This is a genomic window from Thermomonospora cellulosilytica (assembly GCF_014138835.1).
Classification (GTDB): Bacteria; Actinomycetota; Actinomycetes; order Streptosporangiales; family Streptosporangiaceae; genus Thermomonospora; species Thermomonospora amylolytica.
In genome coordinates this window covers 5,420,489-5,442,624 of record NZ_JACJII010000001.1, presented here as the reverse complement: position 1 = coordinate 5,442,624, position 22,136 = coordinate 5,420,489, and the positions used below count along the sequence as shown (strand labels likewise).

Here is a 22,136-nt window from a genome sequence, read left to right as displayed (position 1 = left end):
GACCCCCGAGCGAACGGGGTCGGGCGATCCTCGCTCCGCCGGAGCCGCACCGCGGTCACCTGACCCGACGCGGGGCGGCGCGGACATCCGCGCCGCCCCGCGTCGCGCGTCAGCCCTTGTAGCCCGGCAGGCCCTTGTCCAGCCCGGCGCGGCGCAGCGCGTCCGCGAGGGCACCGCCGCCGCCCTGGTCTCGGCGGTCCCGGCCGCCGCCCCGGTTGCCGCCTCGATTGCCGCCCTGGGACTGGCCCCCGCCGCGCCGGCCCTGGTCGCGGCGGCCCTGCCCGGAACGCCGGTCGGCCGGGTCGTCGTCCAGCCGCAGGGTCAGCGAGATCCGCTTGCGGGGGATGTCCACGTCCAGCACCCGGACCTTGACGATGTCGCCGGGCTTGACCACGTCCCGCGGGTCCTCGACGTAGTTCTTCGACATCGCCGAGATGTGCACCAGCCCGTCCTGGTGCACCCCCACGTCCACGAACGCCCCGAACGCGGCCACGTTCGTGACCACGCCCTCCAGCACCATCCCCGGCTTGAGGTCCGCCAGCGTCTCCACGCCGTCGGCGAACGCCGCCGTCTTGAACGCCGGCCGCGGGTCCCGCCCGGGCTTCTCCAGCTCGGCCAGGATGTCGGTCACCGTCGGCAGCCCGAACGTGTCGTCCACGAACTCGGCGGGCCTGAGCGACCGCAGCACCTTGGTGTTGCCGATCAGCGACCGGATGTCGGAGCCGGTGGCGTCCAGGATCCGCCGCACCACCGGGTACGCCTCCGGGTGCACCGCCGAGGCGTCCAGCGGGTCGTCCCCGCCGGGGATCCGCAGGAACCCGGCGCACTGCTCGAACGCCTTCGGCCCCAGCCGCGGCACCTCCTTGAGCGCCTGCCGGGTGCGGAACGGCCCGTTGGCCTCCCGGTGCGCCACGATGCTCGCCGCCAGGCCCTCGCCGATGCCCGACACCCGGGTCAGCAGCGGCGCGGAGGCGGTGTTGACGTCCACGCCGACCGCGTTCACGCAGTCCTCGACCACCGCGTCCAGCGACCGCGACAGCTTCACCTGGGACACGTCGTGCTGGTACTGGCCGACCCCGATCGACTTGGGGTCGATCTTGACCAGCTCGGCCAGCGGGTCCTGCAGCCGCCGCGCGATCGACACCGCGCCGCGCAGCGACACGTCCAGGTCCGGCAGCTCCTGCGAGGCGTACTCCGACGCCGAGTACACCGACGCCCCCGCCTCCGACACCACGACCTTGGTGAGCCTCAGCTCCGGATGCCGCTTGATCAGGTCGCCGGCCAGCCGGTCGGTCTCCCGGGAGGCGGTGCCGTTGCCGATCGCCACCAGCTCCACCTTGTGCCTGGCGGCCAGTCCGGCCAGCACCGCGATCGACTCGTCCCAGCGGCGGCGCGGCTCGTGCGGGTAGATCGTCGCGGTGTCGACCACCTTGCCGGTGCCGTCCACCACCGCGACCTTCACCCCGGTCCGCAGGCCGGGGTCCAGCCCCATCGTCGGCCGGGTCCCGGCGGGCGCGGCCAGCAGCAGGTCCCGCAGGTTGGCGGCGAACACCCGGACCGCCTCGTCCTCGGCCTCGGTGCGCAGCCGGGTCCGCAGGTCGATGCCCAGGTGCACCAGGATCCGGGTCCGCCACGCCCAGCGCACCGTCTCCAGCAGCCACCGGTCGGCCGGCCGGCCCCGGTCGGCGATGCCGAACGTCTCGGCGATGCGCCGCTCGTACCAGCCCGGGCCGGGGAGTTCGGCCTCGTCCGCGTGTTCCTCCGGGTCGGGCACCAGCTCCAGGTCGAGGACCTCCTCCTTCTCGCCCCGGAACAGCGCCAGGATCCGGTGCGAGGGCAGCTTGACGAACGGCTCGGAGAAGTCGAAGTAGTCGGCGAACTTGGCGCCCGCCTCCTCCTTGCCCTCCCGGACCTTCGAGACCAGCCGGCCCTGCGCCCACATCCGCTCGCGCAGCGCCCCGATCAGGTCGGCGTTCTCGGCGAACCGCTCCACCAGGATCGCCCGCGCGCCCTCCAGCGCCGCCGCCGCGTCCGCCACGCCCCTGTCCGGGTCGACGAACGCCTGGGCCGCCGCCTGCGGATCCACGGTCGGGTCGCCCAGCAGCCCGTCGGCCAGCGGCTCCAGCCCCGCCTCCCGGGCGATCTGGGCCTTGGTGCGCCGCTTGGGCTTGAAGGGCAGGTAGATGTCCTCCAGCCGGGCCTTGGAGTCCGCCTGGCGGATCTGCCGCTCCAGGGCCTCGTCCAGCTTGCCCTGGGAGCGGATCGACTCCAGGATCGCCTCCCGGCGCTCCTCCAGCTCGCGCAGGTAGCGCAGCCGCTCCTCCAGCCGCCGCAGCTGGGCGTCGTCCAGCGCGCCGGTCGCCTCCTTGCGGTACCGGGCGATGAACGGCACGGTCGCACCGCCGTCCAGCAGCTCCACGGCCACCTGGACCTGCCGTTCCCGCACGCCGAGCTCCTCGGCGATCCGGGCGTACACGCTCACCGGGCCGTTCACGGTTCCCGTCTGGGACATCGTCACTGTCTCGATCCGCCATTCTGTTCAGCCGTCCGCAGCATTGTGCAGTGCCGCGGCGTGCTTGTCGCGCCGGACGGGACCGTCTTCCGGCGGTCCGGCCGGTGCCGTAGTGTCCATCCCATGGCCAAGCCGCTGGTGCTGCTGGACGTCGACGGCGTGCTGAACCCCTTCGGCGGGCCTCCCGGCGGCTTCCGCGAGGTGCGCGTCGCACCGGACGGCGTCCACCTCACGTTGTGGCTCAACCGCGCGCACGGCCCCCGGCTCGTCGAGCTGGCCGAGTCCACCGGCTCCGAGCTCGCCTGGGCCAGCTACTGGTGCGACCGGGCCAACGAGTGGGTCGCCCCGCGCATCGGCCTGCCCGAGCTGCCGTACGTCCCGATCCCGCCCTACCCCGGCCACCCGGACGGGGTCTCGCTCGGGGCGTGGAAGGTCCGGCACGTGGCCGAGTGGGTCGGCGACCGCCCGTTCGTCTGGTTCGAGGACGAACCCGACGCCGCCGAACGCCTCCTCGACCACCTCGCCGAGGGCACCCACCTCCTGGTGAGCGTCGACCCGGACGAGGGCCTGACCGACCTCCACCTGGAACGCGCCCGCACCTGGCTGAGCGCCCTGGGGCGGGATCCCGGCCGGGATCCGCGCTAGCGGCGGGTCCAGTCGGGCTGCAGGAAGTCGGCCACCCGGGCGGTACGGCCCAGCAGCACCACCTCGCGGAACTGCCACAGCATCGCGCCGGTCGGGGCGTGGATCGTCATCCGCGGCCCCAGCGTCATCTGCAGCAGCCGCCCCCCGTCCAGCTGCGGCACCCAGCGGACCGCGTCGTCGGCGGCCAGCCGGGTCAGCGTCACATGGTGCACCGACCGCACCTCACCGGGGTTGGCGCGCACCGGACCCGGGTCGGGCAGCGCCAGCACCAGCGGGGTGATGACGAAACCGGAGGAGGCGGGGAAGTCGTCCAGCCGCCCCAGGACGTGCTCCGGGGCCGCCTCCAGGCCGACCTCCTCGTGCAGCTCCCGCAGTGCCGCCCGCTCGGCGGTCTCCCCCTCGTCCAGCCGCCCGCCCGGCAGGCCCCACTGGCCCGGGTTACGGCCCCGGTCCGCCCGCTTGATCACGATGACCGCGGGCTCGCCGGTGTGCTCGGTCACGCACAGCGAGACCGCGGCCCGCCGCACGCCCGCGGTGCTCTCGATCTCGGTGTGCCGGTGCGCGGCCAGCCGTTCGCGCGCCAGCTCGGTGAACGCCGCCAGGTCGGTGGGAGGTGGGGTCATCCCTCGATGGTCTCAGGTCCCGGCCGGGCCCCGGCGTCGGCGGCGCACTCACGGGCGTACCGGGCCGGGGGAGTGCCCACCGCCGCGGTGAAGTCGCGGACGAAATGGGCCTGGTCGGCGTACCCGAGCACGGCCGCCAGCTCCGCCCAGTCGACCTCGTCGCCGGCCGCCGCCCGTTCGGCCGCCTCGTGCATCCGGTACCGCCGGATCACCCACTTCGGCCCGACCCCCACGTACTCGGCGAACCGGCGCTGCAGCGACCGCGTCCCCACCCCCGCGTCGGAGGCCAGCCGGTCCACCCGGCTGATCGACGGGTCCCCGGCGATCCGCGCCACGATCGCCGCCGTCTCCGCGATCAGCGGATCGGGCCGGTCCGGAACGCGCGCCAGCAGGAACCGCTCCACCAGCGCCACCGCCTCCGCGTCGGACGGCTCGGCGATGACCGCGTCCGCCACGGCCCGGCCCTCCGCCCCGAAGATCTCCTCCACCGGCACATGCCGGTCGGTGATCGACGACACCGGCCCGTCCAGGAACGGCCGGAACCCGCCCGGCCGGAACCGCACCCCGACCACCCGCCCGCGCCCGGCGATCGTCTCGCCGAACACCCCGCGCACGATCCCCACCACCCGCGCCCGCCCGCCGGTGGTGAACGTCATGTGCACCGTCGGATGGGTGAGCACCCGCTGCGTGTGCGGCTCGCGTAGATCCCAGTGCAGGATCCAGTGATGCTCGGCATAGGGGACCAGGCCGGGGGAAGGAGCCGACCGGTGCATCCGGAAGCGCCGCAGGCCGGCGGCGGCCCGCAGGATGCCCCTGGTCGAGTCCGTCACGGGCTCCATTGTCGCGTTTGTTCAAGACCGGCCGGACGTGCGTTCCTATGCTGTCCCGCGCACGACCCGGAAACGTCGCCAAGGAGAGGTCCATGGAACTGAGGACGCACCTCGTGCCCGCCGCCGAGACCCTGATCGGGATCGTGGAGGGCATCGACCCGGCACGGCTCGGCGACCCCACCCCGTGCCCGGAGTTCGACGTCCGCGCCCTGGTCAACCACCTCAACCACTGGACCGGCGAACGAGGCGCGGCCTCGGCCCGCAAGACCCCGCTCGACGACGGCCAAGGCCCAGAGGAGGACCTGACGGCGGAGCCCGGCTGGGCCGCCCGCTACGCCGAACGCGCCCGCCGCACCGCCGCCGCCTGGTCCGACCCGTCCGCCTGGGAGGGCACCACCGGGCTGACCGCCAAGGGCCAGATGCCCGCCGTGTTCATCGGCGGGATCATGTTCGTCGAGTTCACCCTGCACGGCTGGGACCTGGCCGTGGCCACCGGGCAGAAGCCCGCCTACGGCGAGGAGGTGGTGCAGGCCCTGTGGGGGCACCTGCGGAACATGGCCTCCGTCGCCCGCGAGAACGGCGTCTTCGGTCCCGAGGTCGAGGTGCCCGAGACGGCGCCCCTGCTGGACCGCGCCCTCGGCCTGGCCGGCCGCGACCCCCACTGGACGCCCTGACGCGTGCCTGCACGGGGCCCGGAAAGCTCTAGGCTTGTGCCCATGTCTTCGTCTTCGATCCGTGTACGCTTCGCACCTTCCCCGACCGGCATGTTCCACGTCGGCGGGGCCCGTTCCGCCCTGTTCAACTGGGTGATGGCCCGGCAGTCCGGGGGGACGCTGGTGTTGCGGATCGAGGACACCGACGCCTCCCGCAACAAGCCGGAATGGACCGAGGGCATCATCCGGGCCCTGGCCTGGCTCGGCATCGACGGCGACGAGTACGAGGGCCCGTACTTCCAGTCCGCCAACCTGGAGGCGCACCAGGAGGCGCTGCGGACCATCCTCGACCAGGGCCGCGCCTACTACTGCGACTGCACCCGCGAGGACGTGATCGCCCGCACCGGCGACTCCAACAAGGGCTACGACGGCTACTGCCGCGACCGCGACCTCGGCCCCGGCGAGGGGCGCGCGGTCCGCTTCCGCACCCCCGACGAGGGCCAGACCACCGTGGTCGACCTGATCCGCGGCAAGCCCACGTTCGAGAACAAGGTGCTGGAGGACTTCGTCATCGCCCGCTCCAACGGGTCGGTGCCGTTCCTGCTCGCCAACGTCGCCGACGACATCGCCCAGGGCATCACCCACGTGGTGCGCGGCGAGGAGCACCTGTCCAACGCCCCCAAGCAGCAGTTGCTGTGGGAGGCGCTGGGCCACCAGGCCCCGGTGTGGGCGCACGTCCCGGTCATCGTGAACGAGAAGCGGCAGAAGCTGTCCAAGCGCCGTGACAAGGTCGCGCTGGAGGACTACCAGGCCGAGGGCTACCTGGCCGCCGCGATGCGCAACTACCTGATGCTGCTCGGCTGGGCACCGTCCGGGGACCGCGAGGTGGTGCCCTGGGAGGTCATCGAGAACGAGTTCCGCATCGAGGACGTCAACGCCTCCCCGGCGTTCTTCGACGTCAAGAAGCTGCGGGCGATCAACGGCGACTACATCCGGATGCTGTCGGTCGAGGAGTTCATCGCCGAGTGCCTGCCGTTCCTGGAGAAGGCGCCGTTCGAGGTGGACATGAAGGTCTTCGTCCGCCTCGCCGAACTGGCGCAGACCCGGGTGGCGGTGCTGTCGGAGATCGTCCAGATGGTCGACTTCGCGTTCCTGGACGAGCCCGCCTTCGACGAGGCGTCCTGGACCAAGGCGATGAAGGACCCGGCCGCCGAGATCCTCGCCGCCGCCGAGGACGCCTACCGCGACGCCCCCTGGAACGCCGAGGAGCTCAAGACCCGGCTGGAGCAGGTCGGCGCCGGCTTCGGCCTCAAGCTCGGCAAGGCCCAGGCCCCCGTCCGGGTCGCCGTCACCGGCCGCACCGTGGGCCTCCCGCTGTTCGAGTCCCTGGAGGTCCTCGGCCGCGAGGCCACCCTGGCCCGCATCGCCGCCGCCCGCGCCCGCCTCACCGGCTGACCCGCCGCCCCGCGCGACGAGGAAGCCGTCCCGGCCCGCGGCGGGCCGGGACGGCGGGCGTCCTCAGCGGGGGAGGATCATCGCGCGTTCGCCGTGACCGCCTTCAGCGCGTCGGCCCCGGACACCCGGTCCGCGGTGTCGGCGCTGCGCGCGGAGTAGAACGGGCAGAGCCGCAGGGTGGCGTCGGGCTCGTTGTCGCCCCCGCCGCGGAAGTAGATCTCGTTGACCCAGCCGGCGGCGCCGTTGTCGGCGACCGTCAGCGCCCACCAGTAGTTGGTGGCGCCGTGGGCGGTGAGCTGGGTGCCCGTCCAGTCGCAGACGTACCAGTCGTCACCCGGCGCGTAGATGTACCCGACCACCCGGGAGGTGTGGTCGTTGTACTCGTAGACCGGGATCGAGTTGTTGGGAGACCAGTCGGGACAGGTCTGCACGTAGACCTGCTGCCCCGAGTGCCACCACTGCGGGCCGCACGGGTACGCGTCCGCCCGCGCCTGGGCGGCGGGTGCCGTGGCCCCCAGAGCGCCGAGCGCCATGACGCCCGTCGCGATGGTGGTGAGGATCTTGCGCACAGTCCCTCCAGGACATCGTGTACGGCGCGGGCGCTCCGCGCACCGCGCCCCGACGTCCACCACCATGACTTCCGCGCCGGGCGTCCGGTATCCGGGGAAATCCGGTATCAGGTCCGTTCTGAAAGGAGTCAATATCCCAGAGAACCCTTACAGCGGACCCGGATGCGCGGTGCGGTCAGGGCTCCGTGGGGGACGCCGCCGGGCCGCGCAGGCCCTCGAGCGCCGCGTACAGGTCCTCCACCCGCCGGGACAGCTCCTCCACCGCCGGCCGCAGGTCCGCCGGGGCCTGCTCCAGCACCGCGTCCACCTGCTCGCGCACCTCGCCGAACCGGGCGGTCAGCTCGCCCGGCTGCGGCATCCCCGGCCCCCCGGCCCGCGCCCGCAGCAGCGCGGCCTGGTCGCGCAGCAGGATCGCCTGCTCCCGCAACTGCCGGTTCTTGCGGTGCAGCTCCACGAACACCGACACCTTGGCGCGCAGCACCCACGGGTCGAACGGCTTGGCGATGAAGTCCACCGCCCCGGCCGCGTACCCGCGGAACGCGTAGTCCGGGTCGCTGTTGACCGCCGTCAGGAAGATGATCGGCACGTCCCGGGTCTTCTTGCGGCGCTTGATGTCCCGGGCCGTCTCGAACCCGTCCATCCCGGGCATCACCACGTCCAGCAGGATGACCGCGTACTCGTCGGTGAGCAGCGCCTTGAGCGCCTCCTCGCCGGACCGGGCCCGCACCAGGTCCTGGTCCAGGGAGCTGAGGATCGCCTCCAGCGCGACGAGGTTCTCCTCACGGTCGTCCACGAGAAGGATCTTGGCCTTGTCATCCACGCCCGGTGTCTCCTGATCGTGATGGTCGGACCGGGCCGCCGGCCGCGTCCCGGCCGGCCGCCCGCTCAGCGCACCGCGGCACGCTGCAACCAGGTTCGCATGACATCCAGCAGATGATCCACGTCCACCGGCTTGGGCACGTAGTCCGACGCCCCGGAGGCCAGGCTCTTCTCCCGGTCGCCCTTCATCACCTTGGCCGTGATCACGATGATCGGCAGATCGGTGAACTGCGGCATGCCGCGGATGGCCTCGGTGGTGGCGTACCCGTCCAGGCCGGGCATCATCACGTCCATCAGCACCAGCGACACGTCCGGGTTGCGCTGCAGCAGGTCGATGCCCGCCTGGCCGTCCTCGGCGTACAGCACCTCCATCCCGTAGCCCTCGAGCACGCTGGTCAGCGCGAACACGTTGCGCACGTCGTCGTCGACGATCAGCACCTTGCGCCCCGACAGCACCGCGTCCAGATGGTCGGCGGGCGGCTCCTCCGGGTACCCGGTCAGCGCCGGCAGCGGAGCCGGATCCTCGCTCGGATGCCGGGCGGCGGGGGCGGCCGGCACGTCCGCCGCGGTCACGGCGCGCCCCTGCTCGGCCTCGAGCTCGGGCTGCGCCGTCAGTCCCTCGTGGTACTGCGCCGGCAGGTACAGGGTGAACCGGCTGCCCCTGCCCACCTCGCTCTCGGCGTGGATCTCCCCGCCCAGCAGGTGCGCGATGTTCCGGCTGATCGACAGGCCCAGCCCGGTGCCCCCGTACCGGCGGCTGGTGGTCCCGTCGGCCTGCTGGAACGCCTCGAAGATCACCTGCAGCTTGTCCTCGCTGATGCCGATCCCGGTGTCGCTGACCGTGAAGGCGATCACCATCGGCGCCTCCCGCAGCGTCGGCGCGGCGAACTCCACCTCCTCCGGGGCCGGGGCGATGGTCAGCCGCACCTCGCCCTCGGAGGTGAACTTCACCGCGTTCGACAGCAGGTTCCGCAGCACCTGCTGCAGCCGCTGCTCGTCGGCGTACAGCAGCCCCGGGATCTGCGGCGACACCTCGATCTGGAACGCCAGCCCCTTGTCGACCGCCATCGGCCGGAACGTGGCGTCCACGTAGTCGACCAGCTTGGTGAACGGCAGCGGCTGCGGATGCACCTCCATCTTGCCGGCCTCCACCTTCGACAGGTCGAGGATGTCGTTGATCAGCTGCAGCAGGTCGGTGCCCGAGTCGTGGATGGTCTTGGCGAACTCCACCTGCTTGGCGGTCAGGTTGCCGTCGGGGTTCTCCGACAGCAGCTTGGCCAGCACCAGCAGGCTGTTGAGCGGGGTGCGCAGCTCGTGCGACATGTTCGCCAGGAACTCCGACTTGTACCGCGACGACAGCGCCAGCTGCTCGGCCCGCTCCTCCAGCGTCCGGCGGGCCTGCTCGATCTGGAAGTTCTGCATCTCGATGGCCCGGTTCTGCTTGGCCAGCAGCGCCGCCTTCTCCTCCAGCTCGGCGTTGGAGCGGCGCAGCTCGGCCTGCTGGCGCTGCAGCTCGTCGGAGCGCTCCTGCAGCTCCTGGGCCAGCCGCTGGGACTCGGCCAGCAGCGCCTCGGTGCGCGAGTTGGCGCTGATCGCGTTGATCGTCACCCCGATGCTCTCGGCGAACTGGTCGAAGAACGCCAGATGCGTGTCGGTGAACGGGCTGAACGAGGCCAGCTCGATCGCCCCCAGCACCTGGTCCTCGAACAGGATCGGCAGCACGATCACATGGGTGGCCGGGGCCTGCCCCAGCCCCGAGCGGATCCGCACGTAGTCGCCTGGCGCGTCGTCCAGCATGATCGTGCGGCGTTCCAGCGCGGCCTGCCCGACCAGTCCCTCGCCCAGCCGGAACGTGGCGGCGCCCGGCTCGGGCCGCACCCCGTACCCGGCGATCAGCGCCAGCTCGGTCTCCCCGTCGTCGGCGGGCCGCGCCAGGTAGAACGCGCCGTGGCTGGCCGACGCGATCGGCGTCAGCTCGCTCATGATCAGCTGCGCCACCTGCACGATGTCGCGGTGCCCCTGCATCAGGCCGCCGATGCGGGCCAGGTTGGACTTCAGCCAGTTCTGCTCCTGGTTGGCCTGCGTGGTCTCGCGCAGCGTCCGCACCATGAGGTTGACGTTGTCCTTCAGCTCGGCGACCTCGCCGGCGGCCTCCACGGTGATCTCCCGGCTCAGGTCGCCGCTGGCGACCGCGCTGGCCACCTCGGCGATCGCGCGGACCTGGGTGGTCAGGTTCCCGGCCAGCTCGTTGACGCTCTCGGTCAGCCGCTTCCAGGTGCCGTACACGCCCTCGACCTTGGCCTGCCCGCCCAGGCGCCCCTCGCTGCCGACCTCGCGGGCGACGCGGGTGACCTCGGAGGCGAACGCCGACAGCGTGTCCACCATCGTGTTCAGCGTCTCCTTCAGGTCGAGGATCTCGCCCTGCGCGTCGACGTCGATCTTCTTGGTCAGGTCGCCGTTGGCGACGGCGGTGGTCACCTGGGCGATGTTGCGGACCTGGTAGGTGAGGTTGGAGGCCATGCCGTTGACGTTGTTGGTGAGGTCCTTCCAGACCCCCGACACGCCCCGCACCTGCGCCTGCCCGCCCAGCCGTCCCTCGGTGCCGACCTCGCGGGCGACGCGGGTGACCTCGGAGGCGAACGCCGACAGCGTGTCCACCATCGTGTTCAGCGTCTCCTTGAGATCCAGGATCTCGCCTTGGGCGTCGACGGTGATCTTCTTGGACAGGTCGCCGTTGGCGACGGCGGTGGCCACCTGCGTGATGTTGCGGACCTGGTACGTCAGGTTCGACGCCATCAGGTTCACGTTGTTGGTGAGGTCCTTCCAGACCCCCGAGACCCCGTGCACCTGGGCCTGTCCGCCCAGCCGTCCCTCGGTGCCGACCTCGCGCGCCACCCGCGTCACCTCGTCGGCGAACGCCGACAACCGGTCGACCATGGTGTTCAGCGTGTCCTTGAGATCCAGGATCTCGCCTTGGGCGTCGACGGTGATCTTCTTGGACAGGTCGCCGTTGGCGACGGCGGTGGCCACCTGGGCGATGTTGCGGACCTGGTAGGTGAGGTTGGAGGCCATGCCGTTGACGTTGTTGGTGAGGTCCTTCCAGACCCCCGAGACCCCGTGCACGTGGGCCTGTCCGCCCAGGCGTCCCTCGGTGCCGACCTCGCGCGCGACGCGGGTGACCTCGTCGGCGAACGCCGACAGCCGGTCCACCATCGTGTTCAGCGTCTCCTTCAGATCGGCGATCTCGCCCTGGGCGTCGACGGTGATCTTCTGGGAGAGGTCGCCGTTGGCGACGGCGGTGGCCACCTGGGCGATGTTGCGGACCTGGTAGGTGAGGTTGGAGGCCATGCCGTTGACGTTGTTGGTGAGGTCCTTCCAGACCCCCGACACGCCCCGCACCTGCGCCTGCCCGCCCAGCCGTCCCTCGGTGCCGACCTCGCGCGCCACCCGCGTCACCTCGTCGGCGAACGCCGACAACCGGTCCACCATCGTGTTCACGGTGAGCTTGAGCTCCTGCAGCTCGCCCACCGCCTCCACGGTGACCTTGCGGGTCAGATCGCCGTGCGCCACCGCGGTCGTCACCACCGCGATGTCCCGCACCTGCGCGGTCAGCCGGCCCGCCATCAGGTTCACCGCGCTGGTCACCTCGCGCCACCGGCCCGTCTGGCCGCGCAGCGGCGCCTGCCCGCCCAGCCGGCCCTCCACGCCGACCTCGCGGGCCACCTGGGTGACCTCCCAGGTGAAGTTGTCCAGCTGCTCGACCATCCGGTTCACCGAGCGGGCCATCCGCAGCACCTCGCCGCGCATCGGCCGGCCCCGCAGCCGCAGCTCCACCCGCTGGCTCAGGTCGCCCGCGGCCACCGCCTCCACCACCCGGGCCATCCCGGTGGACAGGTCGGTCAGCTTGTCGATGATCGCGTTGGCGTCCTCCACCGCGGTGGCCCACCCGCCGCGCGCCACCGGAGGCGTCAGCCGTTCCCGCAGATGCCCCTCGCGGCCCAGCTCCCGGCGCACCCGGGCCAGCTCGCTGCTCAGGTGCGCGCCGTTGTCCCGGATCTCCTCCACCATCGTCAGCGCGTCGGCGACCGCTCCGTCGACGGGCAGGTCCAGGTCGGCATTGAACTTCCCGTCGCGCACGGCGGCCAGCGCCTTCAACAGCGGCGCCAGATCGGCGTCGCTGTACCGCGGCGTGGTGTCACGCTGCGACTTCGGCGGCTGCCCCATGCGGGACGCGGTTCGCGGCATAGTCTTTCCTCCTGGCCCGCTTCACCAGTCCGGGATCTGCGGACACACCCGTTGGGCCTTACATTTGCAGTCTGTCACGATGACCGGGATCGACATCACCTCTTCAACCGGGGGGAGCGCGTGGAACGACGGGCGACGTCGGCCACATTCCCGCCGGCGGCCACGTCGGTGGCGGCCGCGCGGCGCTTCGTGCGCCGGACCCTGAACGAATGGGACCTGGCCCAGGTCGCCGACGACGCCCTGTTGGCCACCAGCGAACTGGCCACCAACGCCGTCACCTACGCCGGCACCGCGTTCGAGGTCCGCTGCACGCTGGAGGACGGAGGCGTGCGGATCGAGGTGCTGGACCAGCATCCCACCCGGCACATCGCCATGCCGTCGGTCGAGGCCACCAGCGGGCGCGGGCTGCCGTCCATCGACCGGCTGGCCTCCTCCTGGGGCATCACCTACGAGGGCCTGACCAAGGGCGTGTGGTTCCGCCTGGACAAGCCCGGCGCCCGGTCCGGCGAACGCGACACCGCCCCGGTCCTCGGCGTGCCGTCCCTGGCGCTCGACGACGACGCCACCGGCCTGGCCCTGGCCTCCGAGCGGGCGCTGCGCCCCCGGCCGGGGGAGGACTCGCTGGACGGCGCGGTCGAGGCGGTCCGCGACGTGCTGTCGGCCGACGGCGCGGCGGTGCTGCTCGCCGACCGCGAGGGCGACCTGGTGCTCGGCGCCTCCACCGGGGCGATCCCCGACCCGCCCGTCGCCCGGCTCACCGTCGCCAGCCTCGGCCCGCACGCCCGCGTCGGCGACCCCTGGGTGACCGCCGACCCCACCGACCCGGTCGCCGCCGCCCTGTCGGCCCGTTCCCTGGTCGCCGCCCCGCTCCAGGTGCAGGGCCGGCTGACCGGCGTGCTGGTGGCCGTCGCCCGCGACCCCGACCGGTTCGACGAGGCCGCCGGCAAGCGGCTCGGCCGCATCGCCGAGGAGATGGCGCTGTCCATGGAACGCGCCCGCATCGGCGAGCTGGAGCGGTCCTGGCGCGGCTGGCTCAGCTTCGTCGCCGAGGCCAGCGACCTGCTGGCCGGCACCCTCGACCAGGAGCGCACCATGGCCCTGGTCGCCCAGCTGGTCGTGCCGCGGCTGGCCACCTGGTGCGCCGTCTACACCGTCGACGAGACCGGCGCCGCCCGCCCCGCCTACGTCTGGCACGCCGACGAGACCCGCGTGGACGGCCTGCGGGAGCTGCTCGCCGTCGCCCCGGAGCCCCCGGTGGACTCCTCCGGCGCCTGGAACGGCCACACCGCCGCGTCCGCCGCCGCCCGCGCCGTGGCCGGCCCCACCGCCGACGACATGGCCTACGCGTTCCCGCTCATCGCCCGCGGCCGCCGGATGGGCGTCCTGGTCATCGGCCGGCCCGCCGGGGACCGCTTCCCCCAGGGCGCCATCGACCTGGCCGAGGAGCTGTCCCGGCGGGCCGCGCTCGCCATCGACAACGCCCGCCTGTACACCGCGCAGACCACCATGAGCCGCGCCCTGCAGCGCAGCCTGCTGCCGCCGGGCATCCCCGAGATCCCCGGCCTGGAGGTCGAGGTGGTCTACCAGCCCGCGGGAGAGGGCAGCGAGGTCGGCGGCGACTTCTACGACGTGTTCGAGTGCGGCGCCGACCCGGCCGGGCTCGCCCCCGCCACCCGCTGGCGGTTCGCCATCGGCGACGTGTGCGGCACCGGCCCGCAGGCGGCGGCCGTCACCGGGCTGGCCCGGCACGCGCTGCGCATCCTCGCCGCCGAGGACATGCCGGTGCCCGACGTGCTGACCCGGCTCAACCGGCTGATCCTCGCCGAGGGCCCGCGCACCCGGCTGCTCACCCTGCTGCACGGCGAGATCACCCCGCGCCCCGGCCGCGACGGCGTCCGCATCGACCTGGTCAGCGCCGGGCACCCGCTGCCGCTGGTGCTGGACCCCGACGGCGGCGTGCACGAGGCCGCCCGGGCCCAGCCGCTGCTGGGGGTGTTCGACGACGCCGAGTTCACCGCGCAGACCATGGAGCTGCGGCGCGGCCAGGTGATGCTGTGCGTCACCGACGGAGTGACCGAACGCCGGTCCGGCGACCGGCTGCTGGGCGACGGCCACGGCCTGGAGAACCTGCTGGCCGGCTGCCGCGGGCTGTCCGCCGGCGCGGTCGCCGCCCGGATCCAGCGCGCGGTCCGCGACTTCGGGCCCGAGCCGTCCAACGACGACGTCGCGCTGATCGTGCTGCGCGCATCGTGACCGAATCGAACTCCGCCGAACGGCCTCCCGGCATGCCGCGGGCCGCGTGATGTTCTATGGTGAATGACGATGGGCCTCGCTTTGCACACGACGCGACAGGACGGCCGCGTGACCGTATCGGCACGCGGTTCCATTGACCTGCACTCCTCCGACGATCTGCGGCAGCGGCTCGAGGCGCTGGTGGAGGCCGGTCACAAGGAGATCGTCGTCGACCTGACCGCGGTCGACTTCTGCGATTCCTCCGGACTCAACGTGCTCGTCCGTGCCTACAAGAACGCCCGCGACCACAACGCCTCCTTCTCGGTGACCGGCGCCTATGGCAGAGTCGAGAACGTCCTGCACACCACCGGGCTCGACCGGTTCCTCATCGGAGCTCCGCCCGAAGGGTGACCCCCCGGTGTCCGAGACCACCCTGCGCGCCGCGCCGCAGAGCGAGGCGGTCGAGCTCGCCCGCCGGCTCGCCGCCCGCACCATGCGGACCTGGGCCCTCCTGGAACGCGAGGAACAGGTCACCGCGATCGTCGCCGAACTCGTCGCCAACGCCGTCCGGCACGCCGGCACCGTGCTGGAGCTGCGCCTGCTGCGCCGCTCCGACGCCGTCCGGGTCGAGGTGCGCGACCGCGCCTCGGCCATGCCGAAGATGACCGTGCCGGCCCCCCTCGACGAGTGCCACCGCGGCCTGTTCATCGTCGACCGCTTCTCCACCGACTGGGGCGCCGTCCCCGTCACCGGCGGCAAGGTCGTCTGGGCCGAGGTCGCCACCTGACCGCCCGCGGCGGATCGTCCGGGCCGTACGCGCCCGCCGCCGTCGTGCTCCGGTCCCCATGACGGCGAACCCGGGACGGACGACGTCCGCCCCGGGCCCGGCCCGCCGGCTCAGTGGGTGTCGCGGTACATCTCCGCGACCATGAACGCCAGGTCCAGCGACTGCCCGCGGTTCAGCCGCGGGTCGCAGGCCGTCTCGTACCGCTGGTGCAGGTCGTCCTCCACGATCGCGGCCCCGCCGCCCACGCACTCGGTCACGTCGTCGCCGGTGAACTCGATGTGGATGCCGCCCGGGTGGGTGCCCAGCGCCCGGTGCACCTCGAAGAACCCGGCCACCTCGTCCAGCACGTCGTCGAACCGGCGGGTCTTGTGCCCGCTGGGCGCCTCGAAGGTGTTGCCGTGCATCGGGTCGCAGATCCACGCCACCGGCGCCCCGCTCTGCGCCACCTTCTCGATCAGCGGCGGCAGCGCCTCGCGGATCCGGCCCGCCCCCATCCGGGTGATGAACGTCAGCCGGCCCGGCTCCCCGTCCGGGTTCAGCCGGTCGATCAGCGCCAGCGCGTCGTCGGGGGAGGTCGTCGGCCCCAGCTTGACCCCGATCGGGTTGCGGATCCGGCTGGCGAACTCCACATGCGCCCCGTCCAGCTGCCGGGTCCGCTCGCCGATCCACACGAAGTGCGCCGACACGTCGTACGGCAGCCCGCTGCGCGAGTCGATCCGGGTCAGCGCCCGCTCGTACTCCAGCAGCAGCGCCTCGTGGCTGGAGTAGAACTCCACCCCGTGGAACTCCTCGGGGTCGGCCCCGCACGCCTTCATGAACGCCAGCGCCCGGTCGATCTCCCCGGCCAGCCGCTCGTACCGCTGCCCGGCCGGGCTGCCCGCCACGAAGTCCTGGTTCCACGCGTGCACCTGCCGCAGGTCCGCGTACCCGCCCTTGGTGAACGCCCGGCACAGGTTCAGCGTCACCGCCGAGCAGTGGTAGGCCTGCAGCAGCCGGCGCGGATCGTTGCGCCGCGCCTGCGGGGTGAACTCGAACCCGTTCACCGCGTCGCCCCGGTACGCCGGCAGCGTCACCCCGTCCCGGGTCTCGGTCGGCTTGGACCGCGGCTTGGCGAACTGCCCCGCCATCCGCCCGATCTTCACCACCGGCACGCTGCCCGCGTACGTCAGCACCACCGCCATCTGCAGCAGCGTCTTGAGCTTGTTGCGCACCGCGTCGGCGTTCGACCCGGTGAACGTCTCCGCGCAGTCACCGCCCTGCAGCACGAACGCCTCGCCGCGGACCACCTCCGCGAGCCTGTCCTTCAGCTGGTCGCACTCGCCGGCGAACACCAGCGGCGGAGCCTTCGACAGCTCCTCGGTCACCGCCCGGACCTCGTCCGGGTCGTCCCAATCCGGCTGCTGTGCGGCGGGGAGGGCGCGCCAGGCGTCGAGCTCCCCTGCGGCGGTCGTGGTACTCACGGTCCCAAGGCTAGGTCACCGGGCCGACCGCGACATCACGGCCCGGACGTGTCACCGGTGACGGCTACGCGGCCTTCGTGGGAACGGGCGAGGACAGCTTGCGCCGCGGCCTGCGCGGCCCGCGGCCCAGCGGCTCGGGCTGTGCCGCGGGCGACGCCTGCGCCCGGTGCCCGGTCGCCCGCCCGGCCCGGTCGGCCTCGGCCGCCAGCTGGCGCAGCCGCCGCAGCGACCGGTCGGTGATCTGCCGCACCCGGTTGTGGCTCAGCCCGTACCGCGCCCCGATCTGCGCGTACGACAGCGGCTGCCCGTCCTCCATGCCGAACCGCGCCCGCAGGATCGCCGCCTCGCGCTCCGGCAGCCGTTCCAGCAGCCGGCCCAGCCCCGCGATGTCGTCCAGCGCCAGCACCTCGGCCTCCGGGCTGACGCCCTCGGGGTCCTCCAGCAGGTCGCCCATCGGGGTCTCGCCGGCGTCGTCCACCGCGGCGTCCAGGCTCGCCGGGTCCCGCCGCCACCGCAGCAGCTCGTCCACGTGCTCCGGCTCGGCGCCCAGCGCCTGCGCCAGCTCCTCGCGGGTCGGCTCCCGTCCCAGCTCACGGCCCAGCTGCCGTTCGGCGCGGCGCAGCCGTGACAGCTCCTCCTCCACGTGCACGGGGAGCCGGATGGTCCGGGCGGTGTGGCTGAGCCCGCGGCCGATGGCCTGGCGGATCCACCAGGTGGCGTAGGTGGAGAACTTGAAGCCGCGCCGGTAGTCGAACTTCTCCACCGCCCGCATCAGCCCCAGGTTGCCCTCCTGGATGAGGTCGATCAGCGGCAGGGCGTCCGTGGGGTACTTGCGCGCGATCGACACGACCAGCCGCAGGTTCGCCTCGACGAAACGCTGCTTGGCGCGCAGACCGGCGGCCGCGAGCTCCTCCAGCTCCGCACGGCTCACCCCCGCGGGGATCCGGCCCTCCTCCAGCAGGCGCTCGGCGTACAGGCCCCCCTCGATGGCCTTCGCCAGGTCGACCTCCTCCTGCGCGTCGAGCAGGTGGGTACGGCCGATCCTGTCGAGGTACGCACCGACCAGATCCTTGTCCTGCGCCTCGACACTCTCGCCCTTGGTGCGGGTTGCAGCCATCCTGACCCTTCTCCGGTCGAACTCCCTGCCCGTTCAACGCTAATTACGGCTCTGTGATTCCCGATCGGGGAATACCGCGGGCCGGGCCACCGCTTGAGCTGACTGATACCCGTATCGAGGAAGGCAGCGACATGGCGACGGTCACACTGACCGCGAAGGACTTCGACGCCACCGCCGGGGCCGAGGGCATCGTGCTGGTCGACTTCTGGGCGTCCTGGTGCGCTCCCTGCCGGCGGTTCGCCCCGATCTTCGAGGAGGCCTCCGAGCAGCACCCCGACATCGTGTTCGCCAAGGTGGACACCGACGCCGAGCAGGGACTGGCCGACCGCTTCGGCATCACCTCGATCCCCACCCTGATGGCGATCCGCGACGGCGTCATCGTGTACGCCGAGCCCGGCGCGCTCCCGGCCCCGATGCTGGAGAACATCATCGAGCAGGTCCGCGCCCTGGACATGGACGACGTCCGCGAGCGCCTGAAGTCCTGACCGGAGCCGCGGCCGCCCGCGCCGGCGGCACAATGGTGTCCCGTGCTGACCGAGGTACTGGACCTGCTGGCCTGCCCCGTCTGCGGGGAAGGGCTGGCACGGCGGGAACGGGCCCTGCGGTGCGCGTCGGGGCACAGCTTCGACATCGCCCGGCAGGGCTACGTCAACCTGCTCACCGGTGACGCCCGGATCGGCACGGCCGACACCCCGGAGATGATCCGTTCCCGGGAGGCGTTCCTCGGCGCGGGCCACTTCGCGCCCCTGGCGGACGCGCTCGCCGCACAGGCGACGGCCACGCTGCCGCCCGCCGCTCGGATCCTGGACGCCGGCGCCGGAACGGGCTACTACCTGGCCCGCCTGCTCGACCGTTCCCCGGACGCGGTCGGCCTGGCCGTCGACGCCTCCAAGCACGCCCTGCGCCGCGCCGCCCGCGCCCACCCGCACATCGGCGCGGTCGTCGCCGACCTGTGGCGCCCCCTGCCGATCCGAACGTCCGCCGTCGACGCGATCATCAACGTCTTCGCCCCCCGCAACGGCCCCGAGTACCGCCGCGTCCTCACCCCCGGCGGCCTTCTCCACGTCGTCACCCCGACCTCCCGCCACCTGGGCCGCCTCATCCCGGACCTGGGCCTGCTCAAAGTCGATGACCGCAAACGCGAGCGCACCGACCGCGCCCTGGGCGCCCACTTCACCCCACTGACCACAGAATCCCTCGACACCGAGGTCACCCTCGACCACGACGAGGTCCTCACCCTCGTCGCCATGGGCCCCAGCGCCCACCACATCCCCGCCCACGACCTGCACACCAGACTGGCCAAGCTCCCCACCCCACTCACGATCCCCCTGTCGGTCTCCATCACGACCTACCGCCCCGCCCCCTGACCCCCGTCACCAGTCCGCCCCTCGAGGACAGCCGGCCGCACAAGGCCCGCAGGACAGCGACCACCGTCCTAGGTGTATTGATCACGAGCGTTGTTGACGGTGGCGGAGCTGATCACGGCGAGCTGGCCGCGATGCGCGCGCCGACGTCTGCGCGTACTGATCGCCTCGCCGAACGATGCCGACCACACGAACGGTCGGGTCGCCTCCGCTCAGCCGGCCGACGCCATCAGGAGCGCTTTGACGACAGACCCTGGCACTGCAGCCGCACTTCCGCTACGCCGTTCGTAGAGACGCCGGTCACAAGCCGCCCTCCAGTCCCGGCTCTCCACCTATGCGGCGTTGCCACAGATCCCCGACTCTGCTCCGGCCAATGCAGCCGTAGACCCCGGTGTGACTTGAGCCACTGATGCCCGGAAGCCCTCAATGAGACCAAGAGAGGTCAAGGAGTTCCCATAACCGACTCGACTGCCAGGGGCGACCTTGGCGACGGTGAGATGTCGGCCACGAGGAGAGCACCGTAGTTCGGCGGGCAGCCCTTATCCGTGCCGTGCCCGCGGGCTCCCACGATCGGCACGACGACGACTGACAGGCGCCTTCGTGCCACCACGGAGAAGAGCGGAATAGGCCCTTGAGCAGCGGCGTTGCAAGGCGGTCGGCGGCGGTTTGACGGCTTGCCGCCCACTGTCTAAAGTCTTTCCTGCCCCGAGGGATGCGGAACGCCGGGAGGCGGTCGGCCCCGGGGACACCGTCCCGGGTAAATCGTTCGGATCACAGGGTTCGGCGGGGTATGCTGGGAGGGTCGCCCGGAAGGGATGCAGGACGCCGGGGAGGCGGCCGGCCCGAGGGCAAGCCCGTGAATCAACGCTTCGGCAGGCTGTTCGGCCTGTGGGTGGCGGTGGTGTGCGGGGCCTGATCCAGGACGTGGTGGGAGAGCTCTCGTGAGAGGGTTTGACATCGGGTCGGGGTCGGGTAAGTTAGAAGGGTTGCCCCTGCGGGGTGCCTGCCTGGTGGGGTGGGTGTTCTGGGGTGGGTGTCCGTTTCTTGAGAACTCAACAGTGTGTTAAAAGCCAGTGCCTTGTGACAGCCCCTGTGGGGGTTGTTGTCCTCGTCAAGAGGATTTCTTTGAGGCAGCACGCCCCTGATGTGGGGTGTGCGTGCTGGGATTTGTTCCCATTCTGGGTTTCCGCTGCCTCCTGTTGGGGGTGGTGGGTGTGACCTTGATGGAGAGTTTGATCCTGGCTCAGGACGAACGCTGGCGGCGTGCTTAACACATGCAAGTCGAGCGGAAAGGCCCCTTCGGGGGTACTCGAGCGGCGAACGGGTGAGTAACACGTGAGTAACCTGCCCCCGACTCTGGGATAAGCCTGGGAAACCGGGTCTAATACCGGATATGACCACTGCTCGCATGGGTGGTGGTGGAAAGTTTTTTCGGTCGGGGATGGGCTCGCGGCCTATCAGCTTGTTGGTGGGGTGATGGCCTACCAAGGCGACGACGGGTAGCCGGCCTGAGAGGGCGACCGGCCACACTGGGACTGAGACACGGCCCAGACTCCTACGGGAGGCAGCAGTGGGGAATATTGCGCAATGGGCGGAAGCCTGACGCAGCGACGCCGCGTGGGGGATGAAGGCCTTCGGGTTGTAAACCTCTTTCAGCACCGACGAACCTGGACGGTAGGTGCAGAAGAAGCGCCGGCTAACTACGTGCCAGCAGCCGCGGTAATACGTAGGGCGCAAGCGTTGTCCGGAATTATTGGGCGTAAAGAGCTCGTAGGCGGCCTGTCGCGTCCGTCGTGAAAGCCCACGGCTCAACCGTGGGTCTGCGGTGGATACGGGCAGGCTAGAGGCAGGTAGGGGAGAACGGAATTCCCGGTGTAGCGGTGAAATGCGCAGATATCGGGAGGAACACCGGTGGCGAAGGCGGTTCTCTGGGCCTGTTCTGACGCTGAGGAGCGAAAGCGTGGGGAGCGAACAGGATTAGATACCCTGGTAGTCCACGCCGTAAACGTTGGGCGCTAGGTGTGGGGTTCTTCCACGGGCTCCGCGCCGTAGCTAACGCATTAAGCGCCCCGCCTGGGGAGTACGGCCGCAAGGCTAAAACTCAAAGGAATTGACGGGGGCCCGCACAAGCGGCGGAGCATGTTGCTTAATTCGACGCAACGCGAAGAACCTTACCAAGGCTTGACATCACCCGTTTACCTGCAGAGATGTGGGGTCCCTTCGGGGGCGGGTGACAGGTGGTGCATGGCTGTCGTCAGCTCGTGTCGTGAGATGTTGGGTTAAGTCCCGCAACGAGCGCAACCCTCGTTCCATGTTGCCAGCACGTGATGGTGGGGACTCATGGGAGACCGCCGGGGTCAACTCGGAGGAAGGTGGGGATGACGTCAAGTCATCATGCCCCTTATGTCTTGGGCTGCAAACATGCTACAATGGCCGGTACAGAGGGCTGCGATACCGTGAGGTGGAGCGAATCCCTAAAAGCCGGTCTCAGTTCGGATCGAAGTCTGCAACTCGACTTCGTGAAGTCGGAGTCGCTAGTAATCGCAGATCAGCAACGCTGCGGTGAATACGTTCCCGGGCCTTGTACACACCGCCCGTCACGTCACGAAAGTCGGCAACACCCGAAGCCCGTGGCCCAACCCTTCGTGGGGGGGAGCGGTCGAAGGTGGGGCCGGCGATTGGGACGAAGTCGTAACAAGGTAGCCGTACCGGAAGGTGCGGCTGGATCACCTCCTTTCTAAGGAGCACCCTGGCCCGCCCGTTCCTTCAAAGAAGGAAGGGCTGGGTCCAGAGTCGGTCCTTCGCAGCCGAACGCGCTGCGGGAC

General features: G+C 71.4%; 16 protein-coding genes and 1 rRNA gene. 9 read left to right on the top strand and 8 right to left on the bottom strand.

The genetic code is table 11. The features are described 5' to 3' along the window. Nucleotides 1-109: 109 nt before the first annotated feature. Entirely contained in the window at nucleotides 110-2,512 is a 2,403-nt protein-coding gene (locus HNR21_RS25660; protein ID WP_182707217.1) for a Tex family protein, read from the bottom strand. Between the two features lie 123 nt (nucleotides 2,513-2,635). Between HNR21_RS25660 and HNR21_RS25655 the strand changes: the two genes are divergently transcribed. Then, complete coding sequence (locus tag HNR21_RS25655; protein ID WP_182707216.1) at nucleotides 2,636-3,157, top strand: HAD domain-containing protein; 522 nt, start codon at nucleotides 2,636-2,638, stop codon at nucleotides 3,155-3,157. Here HNR21_RS25655 and HNR21_RS25650 read toward each other — a convergent pair. Both HNR21_RS25650 and HNR21_RS25645 read right to left on the bottom strand, forming a co-directional pair. Further along, the gene (locus HNR21_RS25650) at nucleotides 3,154-3,780 is read right to left on the bottom strand and encodes an NUDIX hydrolase (protein WP_119730008.1); all 627 of its coding nucleotides are present in this window, start codon (nucleotides 3,778-3,780) and stop codon (nucleotides 3,154-3,156) included. The two genes, HNR21_RS25655 and HNR21_RS25650, sit on opposite strands and share 4 nt — an antisense overlap. Beyond that, on the bottom strand, nucleotides 3,777-4,610 hold the full coding sequence (locus HNR21_RS25645; RefSeq protein WP_312881267.1) for a DUF6597 domain-containing transcriptional factor: 834 nt from the start codon (nucleotides 4,608-4,610) through the stop codon (nucleotides 3,777-3,779). The genes HNR21_RS25650 and HNR21_RS25645 overlap by 4 nt, the downstream gene beginning before the upstream one ends. 92 nt (nucleotides 4,611-4,702) lie before the next feature. On the opposite strand from HNR21_RS25645, the gene HNR21_RS25640 reads away from it, so the two are divergent. After that, on the top strand, nucleotides 4,703-5,284 hold the full coding sequence (locus HNR21_RS25640; protein WP_182707214.1) for a TIGR03086 family metal-binding protein: 582 nt from the start codon (nucleotides 4,703-4,705) through the stop codon (nucleotides 5,282-5,284). Nucleotides 5,285-5,326: 42 nt separating this feature from the next. Next, nucleotides 5,327-6,718 carry a glutamate--tRNA ligase gene (gene gltX / locus HNR21_RS25635; protein WP_182707213.1) on the top strand — a complete coding sequence of 464 codons (1,392 nt, stop codon included), beginning with the start codon at nucleotides 5,327-5,329 and terminating at the stop codon, nucleotides 6,716-6,718. A 77-nt stretch (nucleotides 6,719-6,795) separates the two neighbouring features. Here gltX and HNR21_RS25630 read toward each other — a convergent pair whose 3' ends face one another. From HNR21_RS25630 to HNR21_RS25620, 3 genes are all read right to left on the bottom strand, one after another. Continuing rightward, nucleotides 6,796-7,287, bottom strand: coding sequence for a hypothetical protein (locus HNR21_RS25630; RefSeq protein ID WP_182707212.1), 492 nt, complete (start codon nucleotides 7,285-7,287; stop codon nucleotides 6,796-6,798). A gap of 175 nt (nucleotides 7,288-7,462) precedes the next feature. Continuing rightward, a complete protein-coding gene (locus tag HNR21_RS25625) occupies nucleotides 7,463-8,107 on the bottom strand; it encodes a response regulator (RefSeq protein WP_182707211.1) in 645 nt (214 codons plus the stop codon). A gap of 65 nt (nucleotides 8,108-8,172) precedes the next feature. Next, nucleotides 8,173-12,351, bottom strand: coding sequence for a hybrid sensor histidine kinase/response regulator (locus HNR21_RS25620; RefSeq protein ID WP_182707210.1), 4,179 nt, complete (start codon nucleotides 12,349-12,351; stop codon nucleotides 8,173-8,175). Between the two features lie 120 nt (nucleotides 12,352-12,471). On the opposite strand from HNR21_RS25620, the gene HNR21_RS25615 reads away from it, so the two are divergent. The 3 genes from HNR21_RS25615 (at nucleotide 12,472) to HNR21_RS25605 (ending at nucleotide 15,370) form a co-directional block, all read left to right on the top strand. Beyond that, on the top strand, nucleotides 12,472-14,604 hold the full coding sequence (locus HNR21_RS25615) for a SpoIIE family protein phosphatase (protein WP_312881265.1): 2,133 nt from the start codon (nucleotides 12,472-12,474) through the stop codon (nucleotides 14,602-14,604). Between the two features lie 69 nt (nucleotides 14,605-14,673). After that, nucleotides 14,674-14,994, top strand: a complete 321-nt coding sequence (locus HNR21_RS25610; protein ID WP_119732023.1) for an STAS domain-containing protein — start codon at nucleotides 14,674-14,676, stop codon at nucleotides 14,992-14,994. A 7-nt stretch (nucleotides 14,995-15,001) separates the two neighbouring features. Beyond that, nucleotides 15,002-15,370 carry an ATP-binding protein gene (locus HNR21_RS25605; protein ID WP_119730014.1) on the top strand — a complete coding sequence of 123 codons (369 nt, stop codon included), beginning with the start codon at nucleotides 15,002-15,004 and terminating at the stop codon, nucleotides 15,368-15,370. A 110-nt stretch (nucleotides 15,371-15,480) separates the two neighbouring features. On the opposite strand, the gene HNR21_RS25600 is transcribed toward HNR21_RS25605, so the two are convergent. Beyond that, complete coding sequence (locus HNR21_RS25600) at nucleotides 15,481-16,830, bottom strand: class II 3-deoxy-7-phosphoheptulonate synthase (protein WP_119730015.1); 1,350 nt, start codon at nucleotides 16,828-16,830, stop codon at nucleotides 15,481-15,483. Between the two features lie 64 nt (nucleotides 16,831-16,894). Then, nucleotides 16,895-17,947, bottom strand: a complete 1,053-nt coding sequence (locus tag HNR21_RS25595) for a sigma-70 family RNA polymerase sigma factor (protein WP_119730016.1) — start codon at nucleotides 17,945-17,947, stop codon at nucleotides 16,895-16,897. Nucleotides 17,948-18,078: 131 nt separating this feature from the next. On the opposite strand from HNR21_RS25595, the gene trxA reads away from it, so the two are divergent. From trxA to HNR21_RS25580, 3 genes are all read left to right on the top strand, one after another. Beyond that, nucleotides 18,079-18,432, top strand: coding sequence for a thioredoxin (gene trxA, locus HNR21_RS25590; protein WP_182707209.1), 354 nt, complete (start codon nucleotides 18,079-18,081; stop codon nucleotides 18,430-18,432). A 42-nt stretch (nucleotides 18,433-18,474) separates the two neighbouring features. Continuing rightward, nucleotides 18,475-19,314 (top strand): putative RNA methyltransferase, encoded by an 840-nt coding sequence (locus HNR21_RS25585; protein ID WP_182707208.1) that lies wholly within the window; start codon nucleotides 18,475-18,477, stop codon nucleotides 19,312-19,314. Between the two features lie 1,217 nt (nucleotides 19,315-20,531). Further along, a 16S ribosomal RNA gene (locus tag HNR21_RS25580) occupies nucleotides 20,532-22,048 on the top strand. Nucleotides 22,049-22,136: the final 88 nt, after the last annotated feature.